Annotated in this window: 17 protein-coding genes; 8 read left to right on the top strand and 9 right to left on the bottom strand. The window is 34.3% G+C overall.

Features of this window, described 5'->3' with window-relative positions:
* Positions 1-89: 89 nt before the first annotated feature.
* From ACZ2G2_RS06240 to ACZ2G2_RS06255, 4 genes are all read right to left on the bottom strand, one after another.
* A complete protein-coding gene (locus ACZ2G2_RS06240) occupies positions 90-1079 on the bottom strand; it encodes an aspartate-semialdehyde dehydrogenase (protein ID WP_090836935.1) in 990 nt (329 codons plus the stop codon).
* Positions 1080-1228: 149 nt separating this feature from the next.
* A complete protein-coding gene (gene mscL, locus ACZ2G2_RS06245; protein ID WP_090836934.1) occupies positions 1229-1630 on the bottom strand; it encodes a large conductance mechanosensitive channel protein MscL in 402 nt (133 codons plus the stop codon).
* A 96-nt stretch (positions 1631-1726) separates the two neighbouring features.
* Positions 1727-2833 carry an alanine racemase gene (gene alr / locus ACZ2G2_RS06250; protein ID WP_470394555.1) on the bottom strand — a complete coding sequence of 369 codons (1107 nt, stop codon included), beginning with the start codon at positions 2831-2833 and terminating at the stop codon, positions 1727-1729.
* On the bottom strand, positions 2826-3473 hold the full coding sequence (locus ACZ2G2_RS06255; protein WP_090836931.1) for a thymidine kinase: 648 nt from the start codon (positions 3471-3473) through the stop codon (positions 2826-2828). Before ACZ2G2_RS06255 ends, alr begins: the two co-directional genes overlap by 8 nt.
* Positions 3474-3593: 120 nt before the next feature.
* Between ACZ2G2_RS06255 and ACZ2G2_RS06260 the strand changes: the two genes are divergently transcribed.
* The 4 genes from ACZ2G2_RS06260 to ACZ2G2_RS06275 are packed head-to-tail and all read left to right on the top strand — an operon-like array spanning position 3594 to position 5824.
* A complete protein-coding gene (locus tag ACZ2G2_RS06260) occupies positions 3594-4325 on the top strand; it encodes a hypothetical protein (protein WP_090836929.1) in 732 nt (243 codons plus the stop codon).
* A gap of 50 nt (positions 4326-4375) precedes the next feature.
* Positions 4376-4759: a DoxX family protein gene (locus tag ACZ2G2_RS06265; protein WP_470394557.1), complete on the top strand. Its 384-nt coding sequence runs from the start codon at positions 4376-4378 to the stop codon at positions 4757-4759.
* 24 nt (positions 4760-4783) lie between these two features.
* Positions 4784-5458, top strand: a complete 675-nt coding sequence (gene rsmI / locus ACZ2G2_RS06270) for a 16S rRNA (cytidine(1402)-2'-O)-methyltransferase (RefSeq protein WP_101202184.1) — start codon at positions 4784-4786, stop codon at positions 5456-5458.
* A gap of 15 nt (positions 5459-5473) precedes the next feature.
* On the top strand, positions 5474-5824 hold the full coding sequence (locus tag ACZ2G2_RS06275; RefSeq protein ID WP_470394559.1) for a HopJ type III effector protein: 351 nt from the start codon (positions 5474-5476) through the stop codon (positions 5822-5824).
* 63 nt (positions 5825-5887) lie between these two features.
* Here the strand turns inward: ACZ2G2_RS06275 and ACZ2G2_RS06280 are convergent, their stop codons facing one another.
* Complete coding sequence (locus ACZ2G2_RS06280) at positions 5888-6478, bottom strand: carboxymuconolactone decarboxylase family protein (protein ID WP_090836920.1); 591 nt, start codon at positions 6476-6478, stop codon at positions 5888-5890.
* A gap of 60 nt (positions 6479-6538) precedes the next feature.
* Between ACZ2G2_RS06280 and ACZ2G2_RS06285 the strand changes: the two genes are divergently transcribed.
* Genes ACZ2G2_RS06285 through ACZ2G2_RS06295 form a run of 3 tightly spaced genes read left to right on the top strand, consistent with a single transcriptional unit; the run spans position 6539 to position 9970 of the window.
* Positions 6539-6958 (top strand): OsmC family protein, encoded by a 420-nt coding sequence (locus tag ACZ2G2_RS06285; protein WP_470394561.1) that lies wholly within the window; start codon positions 6539-6541, stop codon positions 6956-6958.
* Positions 6959-7005: 47 nt separating this feature from the next.
* Positions 7006-8697 (top strand): single-stranded-DNA-specific exonuclease RecJ, encoded by a 1692-nt coding sequence (gene recJ / locus ACZ2G2_RS06290; RefSeq protein WP_470394563.1) that lies wholly within the window; start codon positions 7006-7008, stop codon positions 8695-8697.
* 1 nt (position 8698) lies between these two features.
* Positions 8699-9970: an MFS transporter gene (locus ACZ2G2_RS06295; RefSeq protein WP_090836915.1), complete on the top strand. Its 1272-nt coding sequence runs from the start codon at positions 8699-8701 to the stop codon at positions 9968-9970.
* Here the strand turns inward: ACZ2G2_RS06295 and ACZ2G2_RS06300 are convergent.
* A complete protein-coding gene (locus tag ACZ2G2_RS06300) occupies positions 9967-10722 on the bottom strand; it encodes a UDP-2,3-diacylglucosamine diphosphatase (protein ID WP_470394565.1) in 756 nt (251 codons plus the stop codon). The two genes, ACZ2G2_RS06295 and ACZ2G2_RS06300, sit on opposite strands and share 4 nt — an antisense overlap.
* A 144-nt stretch (positions 10723-10866) precedes the next feature.
* Positions 10867-11319, bottom strand: coding sequence for a 6-pyruvoyl trahydropterin synthase family protein (locus ACZ2G2_RS06305; protein WP_090836912.1), 453 nt, complete (start codon positions 11317-11319; stop codon positions 10867-10869).
* A 93-nt stretch (positions 11320-11412) separates the two neighbouring features.
* Between ACZ2G2_RS06305 and ACZ2G2_RS06310 the strand changes: the two genes are divergently transcribed.
* Entirely contained in the window at positions 11413-12054 is a 642-nt protein-coding gene (locus ACZ2G2_RS06310; protein WP_470394567.1) for a 2OG-Fe(II) oxygenase, read from the top strand.
* Between the two features lie 85 nt (positions 12055-12139).
* Here ACZ2G2_RS06310 and ACZ2G2_RS06315 read toward each other — a convergent pair whose 3' ends face one another.
* Together ACZ2G2_RS06315 and ACZ2G2_RS06320 are read right to left on the bottom strand one after the other, a co-directional pair.
* Positions 12140-12310 (bottom strand): hypothetical protein, encoded by a 171-nt coding sequence (locus tag ACZ2G2_RS06315; RefSeq protein ID WP_177183495.1) that lies wholly within the window; start codon positions 12308-12310, stop codon positions 12140-12142.
* 22 nt (positions 12311-12332) lie between these two features.
* Complete coding sequence (locus tag ACZ2G2_RS06320; protein ID WP_470394568.1) at positions 12333-13667, bottom strand: MATE family efflux transporter; 1335 nt, start codon at positions 13665-13667, stop codon at positions 12333-12335.
* Positions 13668-13756 lie beyond the last annotated feature (89 nt).

Raw genomic sequence — 13756 nt, forward strand, 5'->3', positions numbered from 1 at the left:
AAAAAAGTGCTTGTTTAAAATAAACAAGCACTTTTTAAGATTTCAAGCGTTACGCTATAATAGATAGCAGTACGCTTTTTGGTTTTATATTAAACCAATTTATTTTTTACTAAATATTCTGCAATTTGGACTGTGTTTGTTGCAGCACCTTTACGAAGGTTATCACTTACAATCCACATGTTAATTGTATTTGCTTGAGATAAATCACGTCTAATACGACCAACAAAAACATCGTCTTTACCATTAGCATATAAAGGCATTGGGTATGTGTTTACGTCTGTATTGTCTTGTACAACTACACCGTCTGTTTGGCTAAGTAATTCCCTAACTTCTGTTAAGTCAAAGTCGTTTTCAAAAGCAATATTTACAGACTCACTATGTCCACCAGCAGTAGGTATTCTTACCGCAGTTGCTGTTACCGCTATAGTATTATCGTTTAATATTTTTTGAGTTTCGTTTACTAGTTTTAATTCTTCTTTAGTATAACCATTGTCTTCAAAGACATCGCAATGCGGAATTGCATTTTTAAAGATAGGATAGTGGTATGCCATTTCTCCATCAATTCCGGCTAATTCGTTTTCTAATTGTTGTACTGCTTTTACACCTGTACCAGAAATAGATTGGTAAGTTGAAACAACAACACGTTTGATTTTGTATTTTTTATGAAGCGGAGCCAAACACATTACCATTTGTATGGTAGAGCAATTTGGGTTTGCTATAATTTTATCTGATGTAGTTAATTGATCTGCATTAATTTCTGGAACAATTAATTTTTTGCTTTGATCCATTCTCCACGCAGAAGAATTATCAATAACGGTAGTACCAACTTCCGCAAATTTTGGAGCCCACTCTAAAGACGTGTTTCCACCTGCCGAAAATAAAGCAATATCAGGCTTAGCATTTACGGCATCTTGTAAGCTTACAATGGTATAATCTTTACCATTAAATGAGATAGATTTACCTACAGAACGTTCTGATGCTACAGGAATAAATTCTGAAATAGGAAACTGTCTTTCTTCTAGTACTTTACGCATTACTTCTCCAACCATTCCGGTTGCTCCAACTACTGCTACTCTCATTTTTACTATTAATTTAATTAAGGTTTAAAATTAGGGTATTTAAGTAAAGAAAGAATATAAAAAGTATTAATTTTTTCGTAAAAATTAGGCATAAAAAAAACCGATTTTAAATATAAAATCGGTTTTTGATACTAATAATAGAATTTAGATTACTTTTTTAAAGCGTCTCTGATTTCCATTAATAATTCATTATCAGTTGGTCCTGCTGGTGCAGCAGCCTCAACTGGCTTCTTAGTTTTATTGTAAGCTTTAACCATTAAGAACATTACAAAACCAACAATAAATAAGTTAATTATTGTATTGATCCATGCACCGTAACGGATACTGTTAGCAGCTTTTTCTACTGTTCCGTCAGCAGCTAATACTGCTGGATCTAATTGGTAAGCTAAGCTAGCGAAGTCCATTCCTCCTGCAAAATGACCTACAACTGGCATAATGATGTCTCCAACAAAACCGTTAATTACAAGTCCTATAGCTCCAGCCATAATTACAGCAACCGCAAATTCAATTACGTTTCCTGTCATGATAAAATTCTTAAATTCTTTAAGCATAATGTTCTAATTTTAAATGTTAGTTTATATTTACTACTTCGAATTTAGTTAATTTTTTAACATAAACAGGAAAAAACAGGTCGGTTGGGTACTAACTTATCGACAAATTACGCGTTTTACTCGCTGAGATACCGCAGTAAGCAATTCGTATGAGATAGAATTGGCGTTTTCTGCTAAAGTGTCTACAGTGTGATTTGTATCAAAAATGACGACTTGATCACCTTCTTTACAGTCTATATTTGTGACATCTACCATAATCATGTCCATACAAACGTTACCTAATATGTATGCTTTTTGATTATTAATAGTCACAAAACCATGTCCATTACCATATTGTCTATTAATACCATCTGCATGGCCAATAGGTAATGTTGCTGTTTTTGTATCTTTTGCTGCTGTATAGGCTCTATTATATCCTAGACTCTCGCCTAGTTTTATATGATGTATTTGAGATATAATTGTTTTTAAAGATGCAATAGGTTTTAAGTGTTTATTAAATCGGGGATCGTTTCCAAAACCATAAAGACCAATACCGCTTCTAACCATATCAAAATGTGCTTCAGGATAATTTAATAGTCCTGATGTATTACATAGGTGTAGGAAAGGTTTGTAATCTAAATAACGATATACTTTTTTATAGATAGCTGTAAAGCGTTCTATTTGCTTTAAAGTAAAATCTGGGTGCTCCACTTCTTCGCTTTCTGCTAAATGAGAAAATAGACTTTTTACTTTTATAGTTTCAGTTTTAGATAGTGCATCTGAAATTTCAGGAATATCTTGATCTGCAAAACCAAGCCTGTTTAGGCCTGTATTAAATTTTAAATGAACAGGGTAGTTACTTTGTTTATGTGTTTCAGCGCAAGCGATAAAAAGATCCAATAAACGTTTGGAGTATAAACTTGGTTCCAAGCAGCGCTCAATTATGGTGTCAAAACTAATCGGAAGAGGGTGTAGCACTAAAATTGGGGTTGTTACACCTGCATCGCGAAGTGCAACGCCTTCATAAGTATAAGCAACCGCAAAGTAATCAACATCTAATGTTTCTAGATATTTAGCGACCTCTTCAGCATCACTACCGTAAGCAAATGCTTTTACTACTGCCAGAAATTTTGTGTTTCCTGATAGTTTAGATTTTAAATACTCAAAATTATGTTTTAGGGCATTTAAATCTATTTCTAAAACGGTTTCTTGAGCGTTAACCATTTGTTGTTTTAGGTTTTTGATCTACTTGTTGTGCATCCTGAACAGTTATGTCTTTTATTTTTTCTCGCATGGTTGCTTTGTAATAAGCAGCTCTAGACAGTGGCTCATACTCTTCAGTTTCACCTAATAAAACTAAGTTGTCATTAGCAGATTTTCTAAAGCTATATTGTGCAAGGTTTCCTGTTCTAGTGCATACCGCATGTACTTTTGTAACATACTCTGCAGTCGCCATTAAATTAGGCATTGGTCCAAAGGGATTTCCTTTAAAATCCATATCTAGTCCGGCAACAATCACACGAATTCCTTTGTTTGCTAGGTCATTACATACTCTAACAATTTCGTCATCAAAAAACTGAGCTTCGTCAATACCAACCACATCGCAACCGTCTGCTAATATTGGAATATTGGCAGCAGCGGGTACTGGCGTAGATCTGATCTCGTTGGAGTCATGAGACACCACCATCTCTTCGTCATAGCGTGTATCGATTGCTGGTTTAAAAATTTCAACTTTTTGTTTAGCAAATTGAGCACGTTTAAGCCTACGGATTAACTCTTCTGTTTTACCAGAAAACATTGATCCACAGATGACTTCAATCCATCCAAATTGTTCTTTTTGATTTACTGTATTTTCGAGAAACATTTTGTAAATTTAGCACTAAAACGTAATGTGTTTACGTTTTGTATAAAGGTGGGTCAAATTTATTAAAAATCAAAAGGCTAACTTGCAATAAATTCAAAAATTATAAAAAAAAATAAAACCATGAAGAAGAAATTAGAATCAGAATTAATGAGTATAGCACATAGGATTCTAAAGCTAGGTGGTAAAGAGGATGTTAACCAAATGCATGCTGAGGTTGCTGCTTTGTATGAAAAATTAACTGTTTTGAAGTTTGCAAGCGAAAATTTAGACGACGCTTTGCCAACTATAGGAAATGACTCCTCGTTTTTTGATATGTTAGACTCTGCTTTTAATAATAAGGTAAGCGATAATATTGAAGTTGATAATAAAACCTACATTAACTTAGATGATGATGAAGATGATGCTATAATGGAGCCATTAATGGAGAAAATTAAGGATATGGTTGCTCAAATGCCGGACGAAACCCACCAGGTGGACGATTTGCTTGCTTCAGTTTTACCAAAGGAAGACTATAGTAAAAACGATTTTGAAGATATCACTGCTGGATTTGATGATATTCCTGTTTTTGAACCGGTAGCAAAGTCTGATGCTAATGAGAAAAAGAGTTTAAACGATAGATTGAAATCTGGATTAAATATAGGTTTAAATGATAAGTTGGCTTTTATCAAACATTTGTTTGATGGAGAAGTTGACGATTATAACAGAGTGTTATCACAATTAAACACATCGTCTTCTTTAGAAGAAGCAAGTAATTTAATTAATAATGTGGTTAAGCCAGATTATAATAATTGGGAAGGTAAAGAAGATTACGAAATCCGCTTTATGGCAATTATTGGTGCTAGATTTGAGTAGTCTGGTTGCAAGTATCTGCTTAAAATAATTAAAAATCACACAATAATTACATGAAACAAACATCTATAAAAAACATATTATATTGGGTTAGTACAATTTTGGTTTGCGCCATGTTTTTGTACTCGGCTCAAATGTACTTTTTCAATACAACAATGATAGAAGGCTATTTTAAAAGTTTAAACTATCCGACTTATATTGTAATTCCTTTAGCTATTATTAAAGTTTTAGGTGTTGTCATGATTTTATGGCGTAAAAGTGCTTGGCTCACAGAATGGGCTTATGCAGGCTTTTTCTTTGATGTCATATTAGCTACTGTTGCGCATTTCAATGCAGGACATGGTCTTTTTGGGATGTCTTTTTATACTATTTTTATAGTGTTAGTGTCTTATTTTTTGGGTAAAGATGTGCGTCAAAAAAACAAATTAATAGTTTAAATTTGAGCTCTAATTAATCGAGAAATGAGTAAATTATACATAGTTCCAACGCCAATTGGAAACCTTAAGGATATGACATTTAGAGCTGTAGAGGTTTTAAAGGACGTCGATTTAATTTTAGCAGAGGACACACGTACCTCTGGGAAGTTATTAAAACACTACCAAATCGGTACACAAATGCAAAGCCACCATATGCATAACGAGCATAAAACGGTGGATAATTTGGTGCAAAAATTAAAGGCAGGAACAACCATTGCTCTAATAAGTGATGCAGGTACGCCAGCCATTTCTGATCCAGGATTTTTACTAACTAGAGCGTGTATAGAACATGGTATTGAGGTAGATTGCCTTCCAGGAGCAACTGCGTTTGTACCCGCATTAGTAAATAGCGGTTTTCCAAATGATAAATTTATTTTTGAAGGTTTTTTACCCGTAAAAAAAGGACGCCAAACAAGATTAAAACTATTAGCCGAAGAGACCAGAACCATCATTTTTTACGAAAGTCCACATAAGTTAATCAAAACCTTAGGTCATTTCTGTGAGTATTTTGGAGAAGACAGACCTGTGTCTGTGTCTAGAGAATTAACTAAATTATACGAAGAAACGATCCGAGGAACCGCTAAAGAGGTTTTAGAACATTACACCAATAAGCCACCTAAAGGCGAAATTGTAATTGTTGTAGGCGGAAAAAGTAAATAGAATTAAAACAGAACGATGACTATAACAGCGTTTAAATTAAAATTAAAAAACACACCAAATACAATCGCTTTCGCGGAAACTATGCAAGTAGTGGACACGTATTTTGATTTTACACCAACAGCTTTTATAAATGGTTTGTTGCAAAATGCTGAAGGAGAAAATTCGGGATCGTGTAAAGTGTTTGCTTTTGCAAAAGCAGAAGCCTTATCTAAAACCGAAACCTTGGCGTGTTTTGGGCAGTATTATTTTGATGAGGTTTTAAACCACCCCAGCGGGACAGGTCATCAAAATATCAGAAACTTTATTAAAACAGGTTTTGAAGGGTTACATTTTAATCAAAATCCGTTAACTAAAAAGACTATTTAATAAAAAAAACCTCACTATTTCTAGTAAGGTTTTTGATATATAATAATTATAAATAAGCTTTAATTACACGTGTTTTCCAACTTCAAAACCGTGTTTGCCTAAGTATTGGTTTCCGCTATCAATAGCATCTTCTTCTAAGGTTGTTCCCATACTATCATTCCATCTGTTTAAGTAACCAAACAAAGAGATTACACCAAGCATTTCTACAATTTCTCCTTCATCCCAATGGTCGTGTAAACGTGTTTTAATGTCGCCATCAACAGCATTTGGTACTTGACTAGCAGCTAAGCTAAAATCTAAAGCAGCACGCTCTGCATCATTAAAAGCAGGGTGTGTTCTGTATTCCCAGATGTTATCTAATTGCTCTTGTTCTGCTCCATAACGCTCGGCAGCTCTAATGGCGTGTGCTTGACAATAACGACAACCTGTAGCATTACTGCTTACCCATGCAATCATTCGTTTTAAAGCTGAGGTTACACGACCTTCATTAGCCATAACCGCTTTGTTTAAATTGATAAAGGCTTTACTAATAGCAGGTCTACGTTGCATGGTTAAAACCGAATTTGGACAAAATCCAAGGGTCTCGTTAAAGAATGTTGCCAGTTCTTTAGTTTCTAAATCGTGATCTGCTGTTAAAGGTGTTATTAAAGGCATTGTTTTTTGTTTTTAAGTAGTATTTTTGATTGATATCAATAAACGAAAAAATATTCAATTATGTCGCATAAAATTACAACCAATTGGAAAGGAAACATGTTATTCGATTCTGATAACCCAAGTGGTCACCATGTTTTAATGGATACAGATGTAGAAGGTAAAGCGCGTGAAGGATTGTCTCCTAAAGCCTTAATGCTATCATCCTTAGCGGGTTGTTCTGGATTAGACGTTGTATCTATTTTAGATAAAATGAAAATTAATACGTATGATTTAAAAATGGAGGTTGAAGGTTTGTTAACTGACGAGCATCCTAAATATTATCATACCGTAATTTTAGATTATCATTTTACTGGCGAGGATTTAAATGAAGAAAAAATAAATAGAGCAGTACAATTATCAGTTGAAAAATACTGTGGTGTTATGGAGATGTTTAGACGATTTGCGGAAGTTAAAACTAATGTGCATTTTCATAATAAGTAATCGTATTTACTTAGAAAAGAGTCTAATTTTTATTCTAAATCCATTACATGCGCTGGACCTTAAAACCAAAACCTAATCCTGAAACTGTTAAATCTTTAGCAGATAGTTTGCAAATTGATGCACCCATTGCATCTCTTTTAGTGCAGCGAGGTATTGAAAATTTTGAGGATGCTAAATCTTTTTTTAGACCTAGCTTAGACCATTTGCATGATCCGTATTTAATGAAGGATATGGATAAAGCTGTGGTTAGAATACAGCACGCTATTGCTAATGATGAAAATATATTGGTATATGGCGATTATGATGTAGATGGCACGACTTCTGTTGCGTTAATGTCATCGTATTTAAAAACAAAAACACCTTTAGTTGCGACTTATATTCCTGATAGGTATGGCGAAGGTTATGGGGTTTCTTATAAAGGAATTGACTTTGCGGAAGACAATGATTTTGGTCTTATTATAGCATTAGATTGTGGAGTAAAGGCGGTAGACAAAGTCGCTTATGCGAAAGAAAAAAACATAGATTTTATAATTTGTGATCACCACAGACCAGGAGCAGTTGTGCCAGATGCGGTCGCTGTTTTAGATCCTAAGCAAGCCGATTGTAATTACCCTTATAAAGAGTTATGTGGTTGTGGTGTTGGATTTAAATTAATCCAAGCCTTAGCAGGAAAAGATGGTGAAACTATTGCCGATTTACTGCCATATTTAGATTTAGTAGCCACAGCAATTGGTGCTGATATTGTTCCCATTACTGGGGAAAATAGGATTTTGGCATACCACGGATTAAAAGTGGTTAATCAAAAGTCGAGAGCTGGATTTAGAGCTATTATCAATCAGCTTAAAAAAGACACGTTAACTATTACGGATGTTGTGTTTACTATTGCGCCACGTATTAATGCTGCAGGGCGAATGAAACATGGACAATATGCGGTTGACTTATTAACTGAAGTTGATTTTGACACAGCGGTTACTTATGCTGAAGAGATAGAAGAGTTTAATACAGACCGACGCGATACTGATAAAACCATTACGGTTGAAGCGTTAGCACAAATAATAGAAAACAAAGAGGAACAAAGACTAACCTCTGTAGTGTATCAAGAAGATTGGCACAAAGGGGTTATTGGTATTGTGGCCTCAAGATTAATAGAGACGTATTACAGACCAACATTAGTGTTTACTAAAAGTGGAGACAAATTAGCAGCTTCTGCAAGATCAGTTTCTGGGTTTGATGTCTACAATGCTTTAGAGGCTTGTAGTGAGCATATCGAACAGTTTGGAGGACATATGTATGCTGCAGGTTTAACGCTTAAAGAAGAAAACTATGAAGCCTTTAAACAAGCGTTTGAAGATGAGGTTTCCAAAACAATAGATAAAAATTTATTAACACCAGAAATTAAAATTGATACCACTTTAGAACTAAGTGCTATTGACGATAAATTTTGGCGTATTGTTAAACAGTTTGCACCTTTTGGACCTGGAAACATGACACCTATTTTTATGTCGGAAGATTTAAAAGACACTGGTTATGGAAAATGTGTAGGAGAAGACGATAAGCATATTAGATGTACAGTGACGCAATCTGGTAGAGAAAAATTTGTGTGTATTGGTTTTAATTTAGGCGATAAATTAAACCTTATAAAAGATAGAAAACGTTTTAAAGCGGTCTATTCTGTAGACGAAAATCATTGGCAAGGTAATGTGTCTTTGCAATTAAAATTAAGAGATTTAAAAGAGTAATATGGCTAAAAATGATCCATACGCAGCATTAAGAATAAGAGAGTTTAATATCTTTTTATTATTAAGATTTGCCTTAGTTTTTGGTTGGTCCATGCAGTTTATTGTTATTGAGTGGGAGGTGTATACTTTAACTAAAGATCCCTTGTATCTAGGGTTAATTGGTTTAATGGAAATTATTCCTGCTTTTACTATGGCTTTATTTGCAGGTCATATTGTAGACCAAAGAGAAAAACGAAATTTGTTAGCGCTATGTATCGCAGCATTTTCTTTAATTAGTTTGGGCTTGTTTTTATTGACTTGGGATACGGTTGTTGGCCATTGGGAAACCAATACTATTTTATACTGTATTTATGCTTTGGTCTTTTTTGGAGGTTTTTTACGATCGTTTTTTGGGCCTACTATTTTCTCTTTAATAGCGTTATTGGTTCCTAAAAAAATCTATCCTAATGCGGCGACCTGGAGTAGTAGTACTTGGAAAGCAGCAACCGTTTTAGGAGCATTATTTGGAGGTTTTTTTATAGGATGGATTGGTGTGGCTAGCACATTGTGTATTGTGTTTGTGTTAGTAGCTTTAGCTTTTGTTATCACGTTTCAGATAGAAAAGAAGCCTATTTTAAACCCTAATATTGGTGAGTCTGTAAAGGAAAGTCTAAAGGTTGGACTTAAGTTTGTGTTTAATAATAAAGCTATTTTAGGGGCTTTGTCTTTAGATATGATTGCTGTATTATTTGGTGGTGCAGTTGCTTTATTATCTGTTTTTGCTCAAGATATTTTACATGTTGGACCAAAAGGGTTTGGTGTTTTAAATGCGTCAATATCTATTGGTAGTATATTAACTATGTTTATTACAACCTACTTACCGGTTAGTAAAAATGCAGGTAAAAAGTTATTAATTTCTATTTTTGGTTTTGGAATTTGTATTATTATTTTTGGAATGTCAGAACTGTTCTGGGTTAGCGTTGCAGCCTTGTTCTTTTCTGGAGTAACAGATGGCGTGTCCATGGTAATACGTCAAACCATATTACAATTAAAAACGCCTGATCATATGCGTGGTCGTGTAGCATCAGTAAACAGTATGTTTGTTGGGTCGTCTAATGAGCTTGGTGCTTTTGAAAGCGGTATTGCTGCCAAATATTTAGGTGGTGCTGCTAGAGCTGTAATTTTTGGGGGTGTCATGACGCTATTGACAGTAGTTGCTATTGGAGCAAAAAACAAAACGTTAAGAAACTTAGATTTAACTAAGGATATTGAGGACCATGAAAAGGAGGATTAATAGTCCTTTAACTCCATGTTTTCGCCATCAAAAACCCCATAAGTAAAGTACTGTATCCAATCACCTAGATTAACGTATTTAGAGTTGTTACCTAAGTCTATGTTTAATGGTAAGTGTCTGTGTCCAAAGACAAAGTAATCGCGGTGTTTAGTCTCTAATTTGCGTTTGCAGTATTGTACTAACCACTCTTTATCGTCTCCTAAAAATTTAGCATCATCGTCTCCAGAAATCATTTTGTTTTTAACGGACATATATTGTCCTAAACGCAAAGCAAAGTCTGGGTGCAATAAACGTTGGAATAACCATTTAGCAACAGGATTGGTAAACACTTTTTTCATGCGTTTATACCCTTTGTCTTCTGGACCTAAACCATCTCCATGTCCTATAAAAAAGGTTTTATTGTTAAAGGTAAATTCTTTTGGTTTGTGGTAAACAGGGATGTTTAATTCTTCTTCAAAATAACCATCCATCCATAAATCATGGTTACCAACAAAGTAATAGATTGGAATTCCGGAGTCACTAATTTCAGCTAGTTTACCTAATGTTCTTGTAAATCCTTTTGGTATTACACGTTTGTATTCCATCCAAAAATCAAACATATCTCCTAGTAAGAAAATAGCTGCTGCATCTTCTTTTACCATGTCTAACCATGCGACAAACTTTTTTTCGCGTGGTAAAGACAGTGCTTTTGTTGGTGCGCCTAAATGATTGTCTGAGGCGAAATATATATTTTTTCCTTTTGGAATTTGCATGCTGTAAAGATACTTAATTCTTGATAATGCCTTGTGTTGGCTAACGGTTGCGTTAGCGATTGATACGGCATCCTTTTTTGTGCGCGCTTATGCGCAAAAAAGATATAGTGGAAAGCGCGACCCTTGTGGTAACGCCCTAATTATTTATCCATTATCGCTAGCATACCATTGGGCATAACTGGTTGCGGTTTCGGATAGTTTTAGGGAGTGTAATTTGATTGCGTTTGGTAAGCGGTTTTTTATTTTTTGTGCAAAATCAATAACCATCATTTCGCTGGTTGGTTGATAATCTACCAATAACACATTGTGATCTCTGTCTTTTAGCTCTTTGGCAAGCTCGACGTGTGGTGTGTTTTTGTTAAATACTGTGGCGTGATCAAAGACGTCTACAATTTCTTCTTTTACTATTTTTTTAAGATCTGTAAAATCTATAACCATCCCGAATTTAGCATTATCGGAGTCAGATATTGGTGTCCCGATTACGGTAACATCTAATTTGTAACTGTGTCCGTGTACGTTTTTACACTTTCCGTCATAACCATAAAGTGCGTGTCCTGTCTCAAAAGTGAATTGTTTTGTAATGCGAATATTGCTCATTAACCAAAGTATTTAGGGTGCAAAGATATTGAATTTGTAAAAGCGAATGGTTAATAGGTTACATTTGCGCACTTTTTTAAATATAAATGTACTATGAATCAGCTTTTTGAAGCTATAGATTTTGTTGAAAATCCGCTTTATGAGCAAATCATAGACGATATTGGGAAACAGAAATACGCGATTGTTGACCATTTTTTCTCTACTGAAGAAGTTGATGCCTTAAGAGCGTCTATACTTGAGAAGCATGAGGAGGATGCTTTTAAGAAGGCTGCTATTGGTAATAAATTTGATGAGCTAATTGTTAAATCCATTAGAGGTGATGTGATTTTGTGGATTGAAGAGGCTAAATCTAATTATGCGGAAGGGTTGTTTTTTAATAAGATAAATGATCTGGTTGGGTATTTAAATAAAACGTGTTTTTTAGGAATTTTACATAAGGAGTTTCATTATGCTATTTATCCTAAAGCAACGTTTTATAAACGCCATTTAGATACTTTTAAAAATGATGATAGACGTAAGCTGTCTTTTGTGTGTTATTTAAACCACGAAGACTGGCAACCTGAAAATGGTGGTGAATTGGTATTGTATTTAGATGATAATGGGCAGGAGGTAGAAAAAGTGGTGTACCCTTTTCCTGGTCGTGTGGTGATTTTTGAAAGTCAAATTTTAGAACACGAAGTCAAACCAGTAAATACTAAAAGATTAAGCATTACTGGTTGGCTAAAAACGCGCTAATTATCTGCGGTTACGAAACTTGTTGTAGAAGTAAGCTAGTATTACAAATAATGCTAATAGGGGAAAAATTAAATCGCTCATAATGTTATTGATCTTTGTTTCTGTTTTTGTTGTACCTGTATAGGATATAAGCCAAAACAATTAATGCAAATAAAGGAAGGTAAGATCCTATAAGAATCCCTATCTGATATTCATCGTCAGGAGCATTCTTGATTTTTTCTTCAATATTGACTTGTTGTAATAAGCTTAAAAACATATATTTTTATTAAGCGGTAAAGTTAGTTGTTTTGGGCAAGAGGTGAAAATTGTTTTCTAAATTTTATAATTAACGGAAAACCACGTGCTATAATCCAAAAGGTGAAGGCTATAAATATACCCTTTAGTTTAAAATCATAATGATCTGCGATAAAAAGTATTGGTAAAAACACTAGGATAGTAGATAGTAATAAAAGGTTGCGTAAATCCTTCATCTTCCCTAGTCCTTTAAACATACCGTCAAATATAAAAGCTAACGCACACAGGGGCTGCATGGCTAAAACAATCCAAAAGACGTTGTAAAACTGCTTTAATACTTCGGGCTCTTTAGTAAATATGTGTCCAATAGGATAGTAAAAAACAGCACCCAAAACAGCAATGATACAGCCTTGTAAAATGCCTATTTTTATTAGTTTAGTGCTAAGTTGTAGCAATGTTCCGTAATTTTTTTCTCCTAGTAATTTACCAGATAAGATATTTCCTGCACTAGCATATCCATCAATTATAAACGCCCCTAAAAACCATAAGTTTATGGCTATTGTATAGGCTGCAATATAATTTTTACCATATCCAGTTGCGAATTTTGTAGCAAAATAAAGCGTGATATTTAGTGCTAATGTCCGTATAAATAGGTTTAAAATCATGAGGGCAAAATTGCCAATTTGTTTATTAAACGGAAATGTAATGCGCAAGGGTATTGCTGTTTTGGTCAATAATAAATATCCCGAAATTAAAGCCATTACAATCTGAGCAATAACACTTGCATACGCAGCACCTTTGATATGCATAGGGGTTATTAATCCTGTGATACCATAAACAAAAGCAAAGTCTAATATTACATTTAGTCCTGCTCCAATTATAGCTATTATCATTGGGTAAAACGTGTTTTGAAGCCCTCTAAATGTCCCGAATACAGCAATTACAAATAGGGTAAACGGAAAGCCAAATACGCGGATTTTATAATAATCAATACTATAGTCTAAGATTAAATCTGAGGCATTGTATAACGTAAATATTTGCGAAGCAAAAGGGTAGGTAGTGGCTATAATTACTAAGCTTAACGAGGTGATTAAAAAAATAGCTTGTGCTGGTAAATCTTTTACTTGATTTAGTTTATTAGCCCCAACATGTTGTGATATTATGGACGAAATAGCGCTTCTGGTTTGACCCAATATCCAGATTAACATGGATAAAAAGGTAGTTACAATACCAATTGCAGCTAAAGCCTCTGTTGGGTTATTTTGGACATTACCAACTACTGCAGCATCTGTTAACGATAAAATAGGCTCTGATACACCTGCAATTAAGGCTGGAATTGCGAGTTTATTTATGTGTTTTAAACTAATAGAAGTGCTCAAAATAGACGTTAAGATTGGTTTTACAAAGGTCGTAAAAGATTATCGAAGTTTTTGTGAATAAAAATCTGTATTTTTGATTTCTAAATTTA

This window comes from Olleya sp. KKT75, assembly GCF_055635485.1.